The 17,825-nt window shown below is 70.4% G+C and carries 19 protein-coding genes; 1 reads left to right on the top strand and 18 read right to left on the bottom strand.

Annotated features, from left to right (window positions below):
• Positions 1-156: 156 nt before the first annotated feature.
• From AB0M52_RS14130 to glyA, 14 genes are all read right to left on the bottom strand, one after another.
• On the bottom strand, positions 157-744 hold the full coding sequence (locus AB0M52_RS14130; RefSeq protein WP_363953162.1) for a hypothetical protein: 588 nt from the start codon (positions 742-744) through the stop codon (positions 157-159).
• Between the two features lie 474 nt (positions 745-1,218).
• Entirely contained in the window at positions 1,219-1,674 is a 456-nt protein-coding gene (locus tag AB0M52_RS14125; protein WP_363953160.1) for a DUF2550 domain-containing protein, read from the bottom strand.
• 12 nt (positions 1,675-1,686) lie between these two features.
• The gene (locus tag AB0M52_RS14120; protein WP_363953158.1) at positions 1,687-1,971 is read right to left on the bottom strand and encodes a F0F1 ATP synthase subunit epsilon; all 285 of its coding nucleotides are present in this window, start codon (positions 1,969-1,971) and stop codon (positions 1,687-1,689) included.
• 89 nt (positions 1,972-2,060) lie between these two features.
• Positions 2,061-3,158, bottom strand: a complete 1,098-nt coding sequence (locus AB0M52_RS14115) for an LCP family protein (RefSeq protein ID WP_363953164.1) — start codon at positions 3,156-3,158, stop codon at positions 2,061-2,063.
• Positions 3,159-3,435: 277 nt separating this feature from the next.
• Positions 3,436-4,872: a F0F1 ATP synthase subunit beta gene (gene atpD / locus AB0M52_RS14110; RefSeq protein ID WP_363953156.1), complete on the bottom strand. Its 1,437-nt coding sequence runs from the start codon at positions 4,870-4,872 to the stop codon at positions 3,436-3,438.
• Positions 4,872-5,810, bottom strand: coding sequence for a F0F1 ATP synthase subunit gamma (locus AB0M52_RS14105; RefSeq protein WP_363953154.1), 939 nt, complete (start codon positions 5,808-5,810; stop codon positions 4,872-4,874). Before AB0M52_RS14105 ends, atpD begins: the two co-directional genes overlap by 1 nt.
• A 9-nt stretch (positions 5,811-5,819) precedes the next feature.
• A complete protein-coding gene (gene atpA, locus AB0M52_RS14100) occupies positions 5,820-7,466 on the bottom strand; it encodes a F0F1 ATP synthase subunit alpha (RefSeq protein WP_363953152.1) in 1,647 nt (548 codons plus the stop codon).
• A gap of 92 nt (positions 7,467-7,558) precedes the next feature.
• Positions 7,559-8,380 (bottom strand): F0F1 ATP synthase subunit delta, encoded by an 822-nt coding sequence (locus AB0M52_RS14095; protein ID WP_363953150.1) that lies wholly within the window; start codon positions 8,378-8,380, stop codon positions 7,559-7,561.
• Positions 8,380-8,910 (bottom strand): F0F1 ATP synthase subunit B, encoded by a 531-nt coding sequence (locus tag AB0M52_RS14090; RefSeq protein ID WP_363953148.1) that lies wholly within the window; start codon positions 8,908-8,910, stop codon positions 8,380-8,382. The genes AB0M52_RS14095 and AB0M52_RS14090 overlap by 1 nt, the downstream gene beginning before the upstream one ends.
• A gap of 31 nt (positions 8,911-8,941) precedes the next feature.
• Positions 8,942-9,169, bottom strand: a complete 228-nt coding sequence (gene atpE / locus AB0M52_RS14085) for an ATP synthase F0 subunit C (protein ID WP_111213191.1) — start codon at positions 9,167-9,169, stop codon at positions 8,942-8,944.
• 97 nt (positions 9,170-9,266) lie between these two features.
• Positions 9,267-10,046 (bottom strand): F0F1 ATP synthase subunit A, encoded by a 780-nt coding sequence (gene atpB, locus AB0M52_RS14080; RefSeq protein ID WP_111213192.1) that lies wholly within the window; start codon positions 10,044-10,046, stop codon positions 9,267-9,269.
• Between the two features lie 42 nt (positions 10,047-10,088).
• Entirely contained in the window at positions 10,089-10,310 is a 222-nt protein-coding gene (locus tag AB0M52_RS14075; RefSeq protein WP_363953146.1) for a hypothetical protein, read from the bottom strand.
• Positions 10,311-10,477: 167 nt separating this feature from the next.
• On the bottom strand, positions 10,478-10,951 hold the full coding sequence (locus tag AB0M52_RS14070) for a hypothetical protein (RefSeq protein ID WP_363953144.1): 474 nt from the start codon (positions 10,949-10,951) through the stop codon (positions 10,478-10,480).
• Positions 10,948-12,234 carry a serine hydroxymethyltransferase gene (glyA, locus tag AB0M52_RS14065; protein ID WP_363953142.1) on the bottom strand — a complete coding sequence of 429 codons (1,287 nt, stop codon included), beginning with the start codon at positions 12,232-12,234 and terminating at the stop codon, positions 10,948-10,950. Before glyA ends, AB0M52_RS14070 begins: the two co-directional genes overlap by 4 nt.
• A 35-nt stretch (positions 12,235-12,269) precedes the next feature.
• Between glyA and AB0M52_RS14060 the strand changes: the two genes are divergently transcribed.
• Positions 12,270-13,754: an SDR family oxidoreductase gene (locus AB0M52_RS14060; RefSeq protein WP_363953140.1), complete on the top strand. Its 1,485-nt coding sequence runs from the start codon at positions 12,270-12,272 to the stop codon at positions 13,752-13,754.
• Between the two features lie 3 nt (positions 13,755-13,757).
• On the opposite strand, the gene AB0M52_RS14055 is transcribed toward AB0M52_RS14060, so the two are convergent.
• From AB0M52_RS14055 to AB0M52_RS14040, 4 genes are all read right to left on the bottom strand, one after another.
• Positions 13,758-15,869: a transglycosylase domain-containing protein gene (locus tag AB0M52_RS14055; RefSeq protein ID WP_363953138.1), complete on the bottom strand. Its 2,112-nt coding sequence runs from the start codon at positions 15,867-15,869 to the stop codon at positions 13,758-13,760.
• Positions 15,870-15,997: 128 nt separating this feature from the next.
• Positions 15,998-16,609 carry a phosphotyrosine protein phosphatase gene (locus tag AB0M52_RS14050; protein ID WP_363953136.1) on the bottom strand — a complete coding sequence of 204 codons (612 nt, stop codon included), beginning with the start codon at positions 16,607-16,609 and terminating at the stop codon, positions 15,998-16,000.
• Positions 16,610-17,254 (bottom strand): L-threonylcarbamoyladenylate synthase, encoded by a 645-nt coding sequence (locus AB0M52_RS14045; RefSeq protein WP_111213208.1) that lies wholly within the window; start codon positions 17,252-17,254, stop codon positions 16,610-16,612.
• Positions 17,254-17,825, bottom strand: a 572-nt coding sequence (locus AB0M52_RS14040; protein WP_363953134.1) for a HemK/PrmC family methyltransferase, incomplete at its 5' end; no start/stop codon positions are given. The genes AB0M52_RS14045 and AB0M52_RS14040, both read right to left, overlap by 1 nt.

The raw sequence follows: 17,825 nt of genomic DNA, 5'->3' as shown, positions 1-17,825 counted from the left end.
GTTGATGTTCATCCAGCTGGGGCCACGCCAGTAGCGCAGCGGCTCGAAGTCCACGCCGCATCGGAAGCTGCCGGCGCTGGCGCCGGCGGCGGAGCTGCACAGCGTACGGGCGCTGCCCAGCCCGGTGCCGGCCAGCGGCTCTGCTTTGTGCGGTTGTCAGCTGTTCCAGTACTGGGTGACCAGGTCGGCGGCCTGCTGCTCCCACTGGGCGTAGGCGTCCGGGTAGGCCGAGACCTGCACCGTCTGGGCGGCGTCGGTCAGCGGCATGTCCTGCCACCCGTCAACCTGCTTGAGGCCCTTGAGGAAGGCCAGGGTCGAGTACTCGGGGTCGGTGATCTGCTCCGGGGTGCCCCAACCGCTCGACGGCCGCTGCTGGAACAGGCCCAGCGAGTCATGGTCGTTGAGGTCACCGAGGTGGCCCAGGTTCTCCAGCTTCGACTCCTGCAGGCTGGTCGCGATCGACACCACCGCCGCCCGCTCCGGCAGGCCCGCCTTCTTGGTCGCGGCGATGATCGCCTTCGCGTTCGAGACCTGCTCGTCGTTCAGGTCGATCTTCGACTGCGCACCCTGCACACCGTGCGGGATCAGCTTGGCGCTGTCCGGCTTGTCGGCCTGCACAGCAGCAACCAGGTTGCCGGTAACCGGGCCGGCGTCGGCGTGAGCGGCGATCGGACCGGCGAACACACCACCGGTGAAGGCCACACCAGCAATACCGAGAACGGTCTTACGGAAGATCGTGTTCATGACAAAGCTCCATTCGGGGGTTGGCGCACACACCGATGGGGGTCGGGATCGCGTGCGCAAGCACCGTCAGGCGCTCGAAGAAAGGAAAGACCTCTGGCGCGCGGGGCATCGGCCACTTCGCGACGCCGGACCATGTGTAACGACCGCCGGCCCACGTTCATTCCGGGCCGCGCACACCCACCTCGGCGGGCGTCTTCCTCGGTCGTTCAGGGGTGTCCAACGCCTCCCGCCCGCCCACCATTCCGCCCAGCACCCCGCCGCCCAGCCCAACAACCGGACACCACGGCCCAGACCACCCGACCGCAGACCACGCCGTCCGATGATCATGAAGTTAGCGGGTGCTCCCGAGATCAAAACCCCCGCCAACTTCATGATCAATCGGGACAGGGGCCACCCGAGACCAGGAACCACCCCGACAACAGGGGACAAACAGGGGACAACAGGCAGCACAGCAACCGCAGACCCGCGAAAGAGTCAGGCAGCAGGCCAGTCCTGGGAGGCCACACGCGGCGAGACCGCCCCCGGAGGGGCGGCCTCGAGCCAGGATAGGAATCCGGTGACGGTGGATCGCGCCATGGCAATCTCGACCGGAGCGTGTCGACTGGTACACCGGAGGATGATCCAGTCGGCCGGCATGGACATCCGTTCCTGCCCCTCCGGCAGGCGCCGTCGCTCCACGGTCAGCCCGTCGCGGGACAACACCCGCCGGGGGCGTACCGCGAAACTGAACATCCGGTACCAGCGGAGTTCGTCGCCGAGAAACCGGCCGAAGCCGGGCGACCAGCCGCGGCCGTCGAGCATGGTGGAGGTCCGGACGCTGAGCCGGATGATGCCTCCGCTACGGGTGACGATGGCCCGCCGAATGAAGAGGAACAGGATCGCGCCGAGGATCACGGCGAAGCCGATTCCGATCCCTTCGACGATCTCCATCGGCGGGTCGACTCAGCTGCCCTGAGCGGCGGAGGCCGGGGTCGCGGTCTCGGCCAGCACGGTCACACCCCGCTCGCTCACCGAAAGGAAGCCGCCGGCCACCTCGTAGGCGAGCTGCTCGCCACCGGCGAGCTTGATGCGTACCTGGCCGGGCTCGGCGAGCTGGCCGAGCAGGGGCGCGTGCCCCGGCAGCACACCCAGCTCACCCTCGGTCGTCCGGGCCATGACCATCTCGGCCTTGCCGGACCAGACCTTCTCCTCGACGGCCACGAGCTGGACGTTAAGCTGCTCTGCCACGCTGTCTCCTTGCTGAGGCGGCGGATTGGGGAAAGTCTAGTCCCGCCCTGGTCGTGTTCTTCATGCGGGTGCCGAGACCTGCGCCACGATCAGCCCTTGTTCACGAACTTGGGGTGTTCCAGCAGGAACGGGTCCAGCAGCTCCTTCTCCAGGGCCACGAAGAACTCGTCCACCTCGGGTACGAACTTCTCACCGAGGTATCTGCCGTTCTCGTTGATGCCGCCGCCCGGCAGCTTGATCATCTGGATGTTGCCGGGGCGAATGTCCTTGAGCGCGAGACCGAAGTCGACCACGCTGTGGCCCCGGCCGTTGAAGATCAGCGACTCGCCCGCCGCCCGGAGCACCTTGTCCAGCTTCACCGGGTTGGTCACCACATCGGCGCTGAACGCCTGGCTGGCCATCGCCTTGACGAACTGCTGCTGGTGCCGCTGCCGGCCGTAGTCACCGTCGGGGACACCGCTCGAAGGGTAGCGCTGGCGGACGTAGTCCAGCGCCTGCCAGCCCTTGAGGTGCTGCTTGCCCTTCGGGTAGATCGCCTGCGGCCCGACGTAGCCCTTGCCGTTGGGGTTGCCCTTGCGGTGCTTGCCGTCCGGCTCGCGGTGCTCGGAGCGGACCTCCCGCTCGATGTTCATCGTGACGCCGCCCATGGCGTCGACGATCTTCTGGAAACCCGAGAAGTTGATGATCGCCCCGGCGTCGAAGCGCTCGATCCCGGTGACCTTCTGCGCGGTGTTGGCGAGCAGTTGGAAACCTTGTGCCGCGTCCGGCTTCCCGCCGGGCACCCGGCTGCCGAAGGACATCGCGGCGTTCAGCTTGGTGGTGGACCCTCTGAACTCCGCCTTCGGGAACGCCGGGATGTCGACGTAGAGGTCACGCGGCAGGGAGAAGAGATAGGCCCGGTCCATCTCCTTCGGCACGTGCAGGATCATGATGGCGTCGCTCAGCGGCGGGGTGTCCTCGTCGCGCGGGTCGATGCCGACCAGCAGGATGTTGAGCGGGCCCTTGATGTCGCTCTTGCGCTCGCCGGTGCCGGCCGCCTCGTCGCCGAAGAGGTCCGCCTTGCCGACCGCGCCTTCGTAGCGGGCCATCAGCGCCTCGGCGCCGACCAGCGACGTCCCGCTCAGCATCATCAGGACCACGCCGAAGATGGTGCAGAACCGCGCCCAGCCGGGCACGCCCTTCCACATCGACGATTTTCCACTGCGCTTGCCGCGCTTGCCGCCCCGGCCGGCCTTGCTCACCTGCGTCTCCGTTCGTCACACCCGCTGGGAGATACGGGCGTGCGTAGCGAATGGTTGAAGTCGATTTACTGCTCATCGGCGCATGAGCGTGGCTAGACGGTATCTCGCGGACGGCAACATCGCCGACCCGGGAAACCGGGCAGCGGCGATGATACGTCCCGAAGATGAACAGAAGGCCGCCCCGGAGTTACCGGGACGGCCTTCTTTCGTTCGTGCCGAAGGGTCAGCCCTTCATCAGCTCGGCGGCCTTCTTCTCCAGGTCGTCAAGCCCACCGCACATGAAGAACGCCTGCTCGGGGAAGTGGTCGTACTCGCCCTCGCTGATCTTCCGGAACGCCTCGATGGTCTCCTTGATCGGGACCGTCGAGCCCGGTACGCCGGTGAACTGCTCCGCCGCGTAGGTGTTCTGCGACAGGAAGCGCTCGATCCGTCGGGCCCGCCCAACGGTGATCTTGTCTTCCTCGGAGAGCTCCTCGATACCGAGGATGGCGATGATGTCCTGCAGGTCCTTGTAGCGCTGCAGGATCCGCTTCACCTCGGTGGCCACCTGGAAGTGGTCCTGGCCGACGAACTCCGCGGCGAGAATCCGGGACGAGGACGCCAGCGGGTCCACCGCCGGGTAGATGCCCTTGTCGGAGATCGACCGCTCCAGGTTGGTGGTCGCGTCCAGGTGAGCGAACGTGGTGGCCGGGGCCGGGTCGGTGTAGTCGTCCGCCGGCACGTAGATCGCCTGCATCGACGTGATGGCCTGGCCCTTGACGGAGGTGATCCGCTCCTGCAGCTCGCCCATCTCGTCGGCCAGGGTCGGCTGGTAACCCACCGCGCTCGGCATCCGGCCGAGCAGCGTGGAGACCTCGGAACCGGCCTGGGTGAAGCGGAAGATGTTGTCGATGAAGAGCAGCACCTCCTGCTTCTTCACGTCGCGGAAGTACTCCGCCATGGTCAGCGCGGAGAGGGCGACCCGCAGCCGGGTGCCCGGCGGCTCGTCCATCTGGCCGTAGACCAGGGCGGTCTTGTCGATGACGCCGGAGTCGGTCATCTCGTGGATGAGGTCGTTGCCCTCGCGGGTGCGCTCACCCACGCCGGCGAAGACCGAGGTACCACCGAAGTTGCGGGCGACACGGGTGATCATCTCCTGGATGAGCACCGTCTTGCCCACGCCGGCGCCGCCGAACAGGCCGATCTTGCCGCCCTTGACGTACGGGGCGAGCAGGTCGATGACCTTGATGCCGGTCTCCAGCATCTCGGTCTTCGGCTCCAGGTCCGCGAAGGCCGGGGCCTTGCGGTGGATGCCCCAGTGGTCGTCGGCCTGGATGGTCTCGCCCTCGGTGAGGTTGAGGCACTCGCCGATGGCGTTGAAGACGTGGCCCTTGACCGCGTCACCGACCGGCACCTTGATCGGGCCGGCGGTGTCGCGCACCTCGGCGCCACGGACCAGACCGTCGGTCGGCTGCATCGAGATCGCGCGGACCAGGTTGTCACCCAGGTGCTGGGCGACCTCCAGGGTCAGCGTCTTCTCACCGCCGGACAGGGTCACGTCCACCTTGAGGGCGTTGAACAGGTCCGGCATGGCGTCGCGCGGGAACTCGGCGTCGACGACCGGGCCGATGACCCGGACCACGCGACCCGTGGCCGTCTTGGTCTCTACTGGGGCAGTCATCACACTTCACTTCCCGACGCGGCCAGCGCGTTAGCGCCGCCGACGATCTCGCTGATCTCCTGGGTGATCCCGGCCTGGCGGGCCGAGTTCATCTCACGCGTGTACTTCTCGATCATCTCTTCGGCGTTGTCGGTGGCGCTCTTCATCGCCCGCCGCCGGGCCGCCGACTCGCTCGCCGCCGACTCCAGCAACGCCGCGTAGATCCGCGTGTTGATGTACTTCGGCAGCAGCGCGTCGAGCAGCGCCTCGGGATCCGGCTCGAAGTCGTAGTCCGGCAACACGCCAGGAGCCGCCTCGGACCGGGGCCGCTCCTCGACCTGCAACGGCCCGATGATCCGGGTGACCGGGGTCTGGGTCATCAGGGACTTGAACTCGGTGTAGACGATGTGAAGTTCGTCCACGCCGAGCACGCCGTCCTCGCCGGGGTCGCCGTCGACGTCGTCCGCGCCGGCGGTGAACGCCTTGATCAGCGTCTCACCCACCTCGCGGGCGTCGGCGAACGACGGCTGCTCGGAGAAGCCCGTCCAACTCGCCTGGATCGGCCGGTTGCGGAACCGGTAGAACGACACGCCCTTGCGCCCGATGACGTAGAGCACCGGCTCCTTGCCGTCGGCCTGGAGCCGGGCGATCAGCGACTCCGCCGTCTTGATCGCGTTGGAGCTGTAACCGCCGGCCAGACCACGGTCGGCGGTTACCAGCAGCACGCCCGCCCGGCGCACCCGCTCGCGCGGGGTGAGCATCGGGTGGTCGATCCGCGCGTTGGACGCCAGCGCCGTAAGCACGCCGGTGATGGCCTGGGCGTACGGCAGGGACGCCGCCACCCGGGCCTGGGCCTTGGCGATCCGGCTCGTCGCGACGAGCTCCATCGCCTTGGTGATCTTCTTCATCCCCTTCGCCGAGCGGATCCGTTGACGAAGAACACGTACCTGCGCCGCCATGGCCCGGCCCTACTGCTTCTGGGCCGGGGCCCCGCCGCTGTAGCGGGTGACCGTCTCGTGCTCGGCCTCGCCCTCCAGCGGCGCCGCCGGCGCCTCGTTGATCGTGCGCTCGTCCTCACGGCCGAGGAAGCCCTGCTTGAAATCGGTGATGGCGGCGTCGAGGGCGGCGACGATCTCGTCGTCCCACTTGTTGTCCGCGATCGCCTGCAACGTGGCGTTGTTCTTGCGCCGCAGGTGCTCCAGGAACTGCGTCTCGAAGCGCTTGACCTCGCCGACCGGGACGTCGTCCAGCTTGCCCTCGGTGCCGGCCCAGACCGCGACGACCTGCTCCTGCACCGGGTACGGCGCGTAGTTCGGCTGCTTGAGCAGCTCCACCAGGCGGGAACCGCGGTCGAGCTGGGCCCGGGAGGCCTTGTCCAGGTCCGAGGCGAAGGCGGCGAACGCCTCCAGCTCACGGAACTGGGCCAGGTTCAGCCGCAGCGAACCGGAGACCTTCTTCATCGGCTTCACCTGCGCCGCGCCACCCACCCGGGAGACCGAGGTGCCGACGTTGATGGCCGGCCGGACGCCCTGGTTGAACAGGTCGGTCTCCAGGAAGATCTGGCCGTCGGTGATGGAGATGACGTTGGTCGGGATGAAGGCCGAAATGTCGTTGGCCTTCGTCTCGATGATCGGCAGGCCGGTCATCGAGCCGCCGCCCAGCTCGTCGGAGAGCTTCGCGCAGCGCTCCAGCAGCCGGGAGTGCAAATAGAAGACGTCACCCGGGTACGCCTCGCGGCCCGGCGGGCGACGCAGCAGCAGCGACACGGCGCGGTACGCCTCGGCCTGCTTGCTCAGGTCGTCGAAGACGATGAGCACGTGCTTGCCGCCGTACATCCAGTGCTGCCCGATGGACGAGCCGGTGTACGGGGCGAGGTACTTGAAGCCGGCCGGGTCGGACGCCGGGGAGGCGACGATGGTGGTGTACTCCATCGCGCCGGCCTCCTCCAGCTGGCCCTTGATCGAGGCGATCGTGGAGGCCTTCTGGCCGATGGCGACGTAGATGCAGCGGACCTGCTTCTTCGGGTCGCCGGAGGCCCAGTTCTCCCGCTGGTTGAGGATGGTGTCCAGGGCGACCGTGGTCTTGCCGGTCTTGCGGTCACCGATGATCAGCTGCCGCTGACCCCGACCGATCGGGGTCATCGCGTCGACCGCCTTGATGCCGGTCTGCATCGGCTCGGAGACGGACTGCCGGGCCATCACGTTCGGGGCCTGGAGCTCCAGCTCCCGGTAGCCCTCGTTGGCGATCTCGCCGAGGCCGTCGATCGGCTGGCCGAGCGCGTCGACCACGCGACCGAGGAAGCCGTCGCCGATGGGCACCGAGAGCACCCGGCCGGTGCGCTTGACGCGCTGCCCCTCTTCAAGACCGGAGTAGTCGCCGAGGACGACGACACCGATCTCCCGGACGTCGAGGTTCAGCGCCACGCCGAGCGTGCCGTCCTCGAACTCCAGCAGCTCGTTGGTCATGGTCGAGGGCAGACCCTCGACGTGGGCGATGCCGTCACCGGTGTCAGCGACGGTGCCGACCTCCTCGCGGGAGACGTCGGGCGAGTAGGAGGAGACGTAGCGCTCCAGGGCGCCGCGGATCTCCTCCGTCGAGATGGTCAGCTCGGCCATCCTCTGCTTCCTTAAGTATCAGGGGCCCGGGATACCTAGTACCGACCGGTCCTCGGGTCGACTGTCATTCCGGGCGCTTCGCGGGGTGCTGGTCAGCGCTTCGCGAGCGCGTTACGGGTCTCGTTGAGGCGGCGCAGGATCGTCCCGTCGTACAGGTCAGAACCCACCCGGACGCTCGCTCCGCCGAGGATCGTCGGGTCAACCGTAAGCTTCACGGCGACCGCCCGGCCGTAGATGGCCGAGAGCTGGTCACCCAGCCGGCGTTCCTCGTCCTCGGTGAGCGGCGCCGCGACGGTCACGTACGCGACCTGCCGGTCGCGCCGCTCCGCCGCCAGCTCCACCAACCGGGTCAGCGCGGCGGAGAACGACCGGCCGCCGAAGCCGGCCAGGGCCGCCTCCACCAGCCGCACCGTCACCGGCCGGGCCTTGTCCGAAAGGAGCATCCCGACCAGCTCGGCCCGCTGGGCCACCGGCGCGATCGGGTCGGACAGGGCGTTGGACAGCTGCGAATCCGCGGCGGCCACCTGGCCGAAGCGGAACAGCTCGTCCTCCACCTCGCCGAGCTCGCCGGCCTGGTCGGCGCTGGCGAGCAGGGCCTGTACGCCCAGCCGCTCGGCACCGTCGAGCAGCTCCGACGGTGCCGACCACCGGCCGGCGACCAGCGTGCCGAGCAGGTCGAGCGCGTCCGCGCCGACCTTGCCGGAGAGCACCCCGGTCAGCAGCCCGCTCCGATCCGCACCCTCACGGGCCGGGTCGGAGAGCGCCCGGCGCAGCCGGACCTCGCGCCGCAGCAGGTCCGCCACGGCGAGCAGCTCGCCGCCGGTGGTGGCCACCGCCGACGGCTCGGCGCTCCGGACGTACTCCTCCAGCCGCGTGTGGGCGGCGGTGTAGGACTCCCGGCTGGCGGCCTGCATCAGCGGGCCCCCGCGCTCTCGAGATCGGTGAGGAACCGCTCGACGGTGCCCTTGCGGCGGGCCTCGTCGGCGAGCGACTCGCCCACGATCCGGCTGGCCAGGTCGACCGCGAGGCCACCGACCTCCGCGCGCAACTCGCGCACGATGGTCTGGCGCTCCACGGCCAGCGACTCCCGGCCGGCGGCGATGATCCGGTCGGACTCCTCCCGGGCCTTGGCCAGGATGTCGGTACGGATCGACTCGGCGTCGGCCCGGGCGTCGTCCCGGATCCGAGCCGCCTCGGTACGCACCTCGGCGAGCTGGGCCCGGTACTGCTCGAGCAGCTGGTTGGCCTCGGCCTGGGCAGCCTCGGCACGCTTGAGGCCGCCCTCGATCGCGTCGACCCGCGCCTGGTACATCGCCTCCATGCGCGGCATGACGAACTTCAGCAGGACGAAGCAGAGCAGGGCGAAGGCGATCGACCCGATGACCAGCTCCTGCCAGATCGGCACGAGCGGGTGGTGCTCCACGCCTTCGGCGGCGATGAACATGTCAGACCTCCAGGTCGAGGAGTGTGGCGCGTCAGCCGCCGACGGCGAAGGCGAGCACCAGGCCGAACAGCGCGAGCGCCTCGACCAGCGCGAAGCCCAGGACCAGCCAGGTGCGGTTGTAGCCGGCGGACTCCGGCTGGCGGGCGCTGGCCTGGATGTAGGCCGCGAAGATCAGGGCGACACCGATACCGGGGCCGATGGCGGCGAGGCCGTAGCCGATGGTGTTGACGCTGCCCTCGATGGCGGCAAGTGCAGTCATTGCGGGTATTCCTCCTAGTAGACGCGTGAGGCTCTCACGCGTACGCGGTCTTACCGGAAGCTTGGTCGGGCCGGGCGGCCCGCCGGGTCTGCGTGGATCAGTGCTCGGCGGCGAGCGAGCTGCCGACGTAGTTGGCGGACAGGGTGACGAAGACGTACGCCTGCAACAGCGCGACCAGCACCTCGAAGAAGGCCATCAGGATCGCCATCAGGAACGAGAAGACCGACGTCACCTGGATGAAGACGTTGTCCGAGGCGAGCATGACGAAGCCGCCGACGGTGAAGACCAGCAGGATCAGGTGACCGGCGAACATGTTCGCGAAGAGTCGCACCGCCAGGGTGACCGGCCGGTTGATGAAGTTCTGCAGGAACTCGATCGGGATCAGCAGGAAGTGCATCGGCCACGGCACGCCGGGGATGATCAGGTTCTGCTTGAGGTAGCGGCCCAGGCCGTGCTTGCGGACACCGATGTAGAGGTACATCACGTAGGTGATCGCGGTCAGCACGATCGGGAAGGCGATGTGCGAGTTCGGCGAGATCTGCAGGCCGGGCACGATGCCGAAGAGGTTGGTCAGCGCGATGAAGGCGAACAGCACGGTGAAGTAGGGCGCGAACCGGATGCCGGCATTGCCCATCTGCTCGCGGACGATGTTGTCCCGCACCAGGCCGTAGAGCGACTCCGCCATCCACTGGCCCTTGCTCGGCACCAGCTTCGGGTTCCGGTAGGTGGCCATGAAGAAGATGATCAGGAGTCCGACGGCCAGCCAGATCATGAGGGTGAACTTGGTGACCCACGGACCGGCCAGGTCCGGCGGGTAGAAATCTTCAACCCTGGGAGGCCAGGGAAGGCCCTCAGCGGCGATCAACTGTCCGCTCACCGTGTCATCCTCCGCACTCGACAGACCCGCGCGTGCCGGAACTCAGGCACCGAGCCTCTTCATGATCAGGTAGATCGCTCCGGCTGCGCCGAGCATCATGCCCACGCCGATCCCGATGCCGGTCGGAAAGCCGAGGAATTCCCCCGCCAACCAGCCGAGGAATCCCCACACCACGATGCCGGCGAGCAGGTAGCCGATGACGGCTCCGGCAACGCCTTCCGACGAGTGTTCGTCGGAGCTTCCGGGGTGAGGGTTGTCGGCCATGACGAGGCGAACACTATCAGCCGGGTGTTTCGCGAGTGTGCGGCACCCCCCACACTGCGAGCAGCGTGCGGGCGGCGGGTGCGGGCGCGTCAAGCCGGGGGTCAGCCTACTCCTGAACGGCCAGCAGAACAGGAGGATGAAACGCCGGGGAAACGCCAGCCGTACGGTCAGTGCTCGGACGAGCGGTCCACGGTGGGCAGCGGGGAGCGCAAAGCCCAGGTCAGGTGGGCTCCGGTCCATACCACCACGGCCGCGATGATCGACACGCCCATGTCCGGCAATCCCGACCAACCAGTGGCCGCCACGGCCGCCAACGCCACACCCAGGAAGACGATCTTCGTGACGTAGGTGAGCAGCCCCACCGACATGATCAACTTCGGGTGCACCGCGTCGGCCCAGGCCACCGAGAGGCTGGAGATCAGGTAGCTGACGATCACCAGGGCGATCCCGGCGGCCACCCCGGCCGCGCCGGTCGGACCGCGCAGCAGGGCCGCGGCCGGCACCCCGACCAAGGCCAGCACGGCGCAGGCGAGCAGCGGCAGGCGCAGATGCGGCAGGCGGGCCCGGATGGCACCGGGCTCCCCCGCACGAGGCGCGGACATCGGAGGTACGCCGGGCTCACCGGCGCGAGGCGCGGTCATCGGGGGTACGCCGGGAAGTCGGCGACCAGCTCGGCCACGTCGGCGGCGATCCGGGTCAACTCGTCGGCCCCGCCCGGGGCCGCCGGATCGGTTCGCACCGCCCGGCCGATCAGCTCCGCGACCTGGCGCATCTGCGCCTCCCCCATGCCCTGTGTGGTGACGCTCGGCGTGCCCACCCGGATTCCCGAGGCGACCATCGGCTTCTGCGGGTCGTACGGGATGGCGTTCTTGTTCAGCGTGATCGTCGCCACGTCGCACCGCGCCTCGGCCTCGGCCCCGGTCACCCCGGTGTCCCGGAGGTCGATCAGGGCCAGGTGGGTGTCCGTGCCGCCGGAGACCGGGCGCATCCCCTCGGCCGCCAGCCCGTCGGCGAGCGCCCGCGCGTTGGCGACCACCTGCGCGGCGTACGTCCGGTACTCCGGCTGCGCCGCCTCGCGCAACGCGACGGCCTTGGCCGCCACGGCGTGCATCAGCGGGCCGCCCTGGGTGAACGGGAAGACCGCCTTGTCGATCCGCTCGGCCAGTGACTCCCGGCAGAGGATCATGCCGCCACGCGGACCGCGCAGCACCTTGTGGGTGGTGGCGCAGACCACGTCGGCGTACGGCACCGGCGACGGGATGGCCTGCCCGGCGACCAGCCCGATGAAGTGCGCGGCGTCCACCATCAGGTACGCGCCGACCTCGTCGGCGACCTCCCGGAACCGGGCGAAGTCGATCAGCCGCGGGTACGCCGTCGCGCCACAGATGATCATCTTGGGCCGGTGGGTACGGGCCAGGTCGCGTACCTCGTCGTAGTCGATCAGCTCGGTGTCCCGCCGGACGGTGTAGCCGACGGTGGCGAACCACCGGCCGGAGAAATTCACCCGGCTGCCGTGGGTCAGGTGCCCGCCGTGCGGCAGTTCCATCGCCAGCACGGTGTCGCCCGGCTGCACCAGCGCGGCGTACGCGGCCAGGTTGGCGCTCGCGCCGGAGTGCGGTTGGAGGTTGGCGTGTTCGGCGCCGAACAGCTCCTTCGCCCGGGCGATGCCGATCTCCTCGGCCCGGTCCACCTGCGCGCAGCCGCCGTAGTAGCGCCGGCCCGGGTAGCCCTCGGCGTACTTGTTGGTCAGCGTCGAGCCCAGCGCGGCCAGCACCGCCGGCGAGGTGAGGTTCTCGCTGGCGATCAGTTGCAGGCCGCCGCGCAGCCGGTCGAGTTCGCCGAGCACCACCTCCGCGATCTCCGGGTCGCCTGCGCTGAGCTGCTCGAAGTCCGGCCCCCAGAAGGTGCCCTTCACGGTCTCCACAGCGCCAGAGTCTAGGCGGCCCCAGACTGGAGACCGTGAGATGCCTGGTCACCGGCGCGACGGGTTACATCGGTGGGCGGCTGGCGCCCCGCCTGCTGGCCGAGGGAAACGAGGTGCGCTGCCTGGCCCGCCGGGCCGGACGGCTCCGCGACGTGCCGTGGATATCCCGGGTCGAGGTGGTCGAGGGGGACCTGAGCCGGCCGGAGACGCTGACCGGGGTGTTCGACGGCGTCGACGTGGCGTACTACCTGGTGCACTCGCTCGGGCAGCCCGGCTTCGAGGCCGCCGACCGGCGGGCCGCCACGGCCTTCGCGGCGGCGGCCCACGCCGCGGGCGTACGCCGGATCGTCTACCTGGGTGGGCCGGAGCTCGCGGCCGGCGACGCGGCCACCTCGGCCCACCTGCGTTCCCGCAGCGAGGTGGGGCGGATCCTGCTGGACAGCGGGGTGCCGACGGTGGTCCTCCGGGCGGCGGTGATCATCGGCTCGGGCTCGGCGTCGTTCGAGATGCTGCGCTACCTGACCGAGCGGCTGCCGGTGATGGTCACCCCGCGCTGGGTTGCCAACCGGATCCAGCCGATCGCGGTCGACGACGTGCTGCGCTACCTGGTCGGCTGCGCGGGCCTGCCGCCGGAGGTCAACCGCGGCTTCGACATCGCCGGCCCGGACGTGCTCACCTTCGGCGAGATGATGCAGCGCTACGCCCGGGTGGCCGGGCTGTCCCGCCGGCTGCTCGTGCCCGTCCGCCCGCTGACGCCCGCGCTCTCCTCGTACTGGGTCGGGTTGGTCACCCCGGTGCCCAACGCGCTCGCCCGGCCGTTGGTGGCCAGCCTGGTGCACGAAGCGGTCGCGCACGAGCACGACATCGCGACGTATCTGCCGGACCCACCGGGCGGGCTGACCGGCTTCGACCGGGCGGTCGAGCTGGCCCTGGCCCGGGTACGCGACGCGGAGGTGGAGACCCGCTGGTCGACCGCGGCCGGCCCGGACGCGCCCGCCGAGCCGCTGCCCAGCGACCCAGACTGGAGCGGCGGCACGGCCTACACCGACCTGCGCGAACGGGCGGTGGCGGCGCCACCGGAGGCGCTCTGGCGGGTGATCGAGGGCGTCGGTGGCGAGCACGGCTGGTACTCGTTCCCGCTGGCCTGGTCGGTGCGGGGCTGGCTGGACCGGCTGGCCGGCGGGGTGGGGCTGCGCCGCGGCCGGCGTCACCCGCATCACCTGCGGGTGGGCGAGGCGCTGGACTTCTGGCGGGTGGAGGAGATCGTGCCGGGCGAGCTGCTGCGGCTGCGCGCCGAGATGCGGCTGCCCGGCCAGGCCTGGCTGGAGATGCAGGTGCGGCGGGACGGCGCCGGGCAGGTCCAGTACCGGCAGCGGGCGGTGTTCCTGCCCCGGGGGCTGGCCGGGCACGCGTACTGGGCCGCGGTGGCGCCGTTCCACGCGCTGGTCTTCGGCGGGATGGCCCGCAACATCGCCGAGGGCGCCGAGCAGGTCGCGGCGGAGGTCCAGCCGCCACGGTGAGGCTCAGTTGCCGGAGCGGTCCCCGGTGACCCGGTACGCGGTCCGTTCGCTGGGCGGCACGAAGTCGCGTACCGGCTGGTCCCGCAGACCGAAGGCGAGGGTCTCCGCCACCGCATCCACCATGTCGGCCTGCACCTTCGCGCCGACCCCGTCCTGGGGCTCGTCGGGATTGGCCGCCATCATGGCGACCGCCAACTGCGGGGTGAAGGCCACCACGGTCTCCGTGGCGTACCCCTCGGAGCTGCCGGTCTTGCCGGCCACCGGCCGGCCTAGCTGGCCGCGCAGTCGGGTGGCCGTACCGCCGTCGCAGGCGCGGTACATGGACTGGTCGCCGACCGGGCAGCGGGCCGCGTCCGCCGCCGCCCGGGCCACGTCGACGTCGAGCACCTGCCGGCAGTCCGGCTGCCCGGCGGTCACCCGCCGCCCGGCGGCGTCGGTGATCGAGGTGATCGGGGTGGGCGCGCACCAGGTCCCCTCGGCCGCCACCGTGGCGTACGCGCCGGCCAGGTCCAGCGGGGTGGTGGCGGCCACGCCCAGGGTGAACGGTCCCCACTCGCGTGCGCCGTGCCGGGCCAGCAGCGCGTCGTCCTCGGCCCGCAGCACGATGCCGAGCCGCTCGGCCATCTCCACCACCCGGTCCGCGCCGATCCGCTCGGTCAGCCAGACGAAGTACGTGTTGACCGAGCGGCCGAACGCCGTCCACATGTCGCGCTCGCCACTCATCGAACTGCTGGCGTTCTCCGGGCACCAGTAGCCGCCGCAGCTCGCGTTCCCGCTGACCTTGTAGTCGGTGACGATCCGCGACGGGGCGTCGAACTCGGTACTCAGCGGCAGCCCGGCCTCCAGGGCGGCCAGCATGGTGAAGAGCTTGAACGTGGACCCGGCCTGGTACCCGACGATCGTGCCGCCCCCGGCGATGAGCTGGTTGACGGTGTTCGGGTGGTTCTTCTGCCGAGGCGGGTTGGCCGCCACGCTGTAGACGCGGTTGACCGCCATGGCGAGGACCCGGCCGGTGCCCGGCTGGACCACGGCGGTCGGCGCGGCGAACCGGTTCTCGACGGAGTAGATCTGCCGGACCTGCTCGGTGGTGGCCTCCTGCACGGCCGGGTCGAGCGAGGTGACGATGCTGAAGCCACCCCGGCGCAGGGTGCGCTGCCGTTCGTCGACGCTGCCGCCGAAGGCCTGCTGGTCGTTCCACCAGCGGGTGAACCAGTCGCAGAAGAAGCCCCAGTCGTTGTGCTCCTCGGGCACCGCCGTGCAGTCGTTCGGGGTCTCGTGCGGGCGTAGGTCCAGCGGCTCGGCCTTGGCACCGGCCGCCGCCTCGGGGGTGACCTGACCCGACTCGACCATCCGGTCCAGCACGTACGCGCGGCGGGCCGTGGCGGCGTCCGCGTCCCCGTTGATCGGGTCGTCGGTGTTCGGGGAACGGACCAGCCCGGCTAGCAACGCCGCCTGGGCCAGCGTGAGGTCGGCCGGGGAGGTGGAGAAGTAGCGCTTGCTGGCGGCGGCGATGCCGTACGCCCCGGCCCCGAAGTAGGCGATGTTGAGGTACCGGGTCAGGATCTGGTCCTTGGTCAGCTCCCGCTCCAGCGCCAGCGCGTAGCGCATCTCCTGAATCTTGCGGGCGGGGCTCACCTCGGTGGCCGCGGCCCGCTGCGCCTCGCTCAGCCGAGGGTCGGTGCTCAGCACATTGCGGACGTACTGCATGGTCAACGTGGACGCACCCTGTCGGGTGCCGCCGGCACCCTGGTTGACGGTGAAGGCCCGCACCACGCCCCGCAGGTCCACCCCGCTGTGTTCGTGGAACCGGACGTCCTCGGCGGCGATGATCGCCTGTCGCATCACCGGCGCCACCTCGTCCAGCGGCACGTCCACCCGGTCCTCCTGGTAGAAGGACGTGATCAGGGTGGTGCCGTCGTTGGCGTACAGGTTGGACCGTTGGGCCGTCGGTGGCGTACGCAGCGTGCTGGGCAACTCCGCGTACGGCCCGGAGAGCGACGCGAAGCCGATGCCGAACACCAGCGCGGCCGGCAGCGCCGCCGTCGCCAGTACCAGGCCGGCCAGCGCGCCGGACAGCAGGACGGTGAACACTTTCGGCAGGATCGCCCGGGTCATCAGCTCTCCCCGCAGGAGCCGGCAGGACCCTCCCAGAATGGCGCTAATCGCCATTTCTGCCGCGCTTTTCCCTCAAACCCGGAGGAAATTCGCACGGGTGGGTGCCATGGCAGCGACCCGACCCGCAGTCAGGGCAGCAGGACCGCCGCGAGCGGATGAACCGTCTCCTCGATCTCATCGGCCACCCGGCTGAAGCACTGGTCGCCGCGCCCCCACGGGTCGTCGAGGTCGTCGGTGGGCAGCGGGGTGGTGCCCTGGCGGGCCGCGTGCGCCGCCTCGACCAGCGCCGCACCGCGGGCGTAGACCGCCTCCGGGGTCGCCTCGGCCGGCGGCAGCGCGGCCGGATCCAGGGCGGCCAGCAGCCGGCCGAACTCGCCCAGCACGAACGTGCGGGACACCGCGTCGGGACGCAGCGCCACCACGTACTCCAGCTGGTCCGCGGTGGCGGTCAGGACCAGGTCGGCCGCGTCGATGTGGTCGGAGCGCAGCTTGCGCGCGGCGAAGCCGGCGACGCTGCCGCCCCGGGTGGTCACCTGACGGGCGGCCGGTGGGTTCATCTCCTCACCGGCGTGCCAGCCACCGGTGCCCGCGCTGTGGCTGTGCAGCAACTCGTCGGCCCGGGCCGGGTCGACGTCGCGCCGGGCCAGCCGCTCCCCCACCGCGAGGCTGAGCAGCCGCTCGGCCATCGGCGAACGGCAGATGTTTCCCATGCAGACGTGCAGGACGGTGAACGGAGGCACTCACGCCACCTGGCTCTCGCGCAGGTCCGGCACCACGTCGCGGAGCCGGTCCAGGTCGATGGCCCCCTCCCGGACGAGCACCGGCACCTCACCGGTCAGGTCCACGATCGTGCTCGGCACCGGATCCACCGCCGGCCCGGCCTCCAGGTACGCCCGCACCGAGTAGGCCAGCTGGTCGCGCGCCTCGTCGGCGGTGAGCGCGGCCGGCTGGCCGAACTTGTTGGCCGCGGCGACGGCCATCGGGCCGGTCTCCCGCAGCACCTCCAGCGCCACCGGGTGCAGCGGCATCCGGACCGCCACCGTGCCGCTGTCGTCACCGAGGTCCCAGCGCAGGCTCGCCGAGTGCTTCACCAGGATGGTCAGCGCGCCGGGCCAGAACGCCTCCACCAGGTCCCGCGCGGCCGGCGGCAGCGTGTAGACCAGGCCGTCGAGGGTGTGCCGGGAGCCGATCAGCACCGGTGGTGGCGCGTGCGGGGCGTCCTTGGCGTCCAGCAGCGCCTTGACCGCGTACGGGGTGAACGCGTCCGCGCCGATCCCGTAGACCGTGTCGGTCGGCAGGACGACCAGTTCGCCGTTGCGAACCGCCTCGATGGCCGCAGCGATGCCGCGGTCCCGGTCGGCGAGCGACCGGCAGTCGTAGAGCATCACGAGGAGCCAGTCTGCCACGTCACGGCCGGGTCCGGTCGCGGGCGGTCCGCCCGGCGGGACGCCGTGGCGAAGCGGGGCCGGCCGGCGAGGTCGTGGTGCTCGGCGATCGCCGCGTACCGGCCGTCCTCGGCGAGCAGCCCGGGTACCACGGTGCCGTGCGTGTCGTCGTGCTCGACGCCGAGGACGCCACGCGGTCGCAACAGGGTCGCCGCGCGGTCGACCACCGGCCGGAGCACGGCCAGGCCGTCCGCCCCGCCGAACACCGCCTCCGCCGGGTCGTGCCCGGCCACCTCCGGCGGCACGGCCACCGCCTGCGGGACATAGGGCGGGTTGCAGAGCAGCACGTCGACCCGGCCGGACAGCTCGGCCAGCAGGTCGGGATCGGTCACGTCCGCCTCGACCACCTCGATCGGCCGGTCCCCGGCGGCGACCCGGGCCGCCGCGTTGCGGCGCAGCCAGGACAGCGCGGCGGGCGAGCGTTCCACCGCCACCACCCGGGCGGCCGGCACCTCCTGGGCCACCGCCAACGCGATCGCCCCGGACCCGCTGCACAGATCCACCACCAGCG

The sequence above is a fragment of the Micromonospora sp. NPDC051296 genome (assembly GCF_040682255.1).
In the GTDB taxonomy this organism is placed as follows: domain Bacteria; phylum Actinomycetota; class Actinomycetes; order Mycobacteriales; family Micromonosporaceae; genus Micromonospora; species Micromonospora craterilacus.
This window is presented reverse-complemented; position numbering and strand designations above follow the sequence as displayed.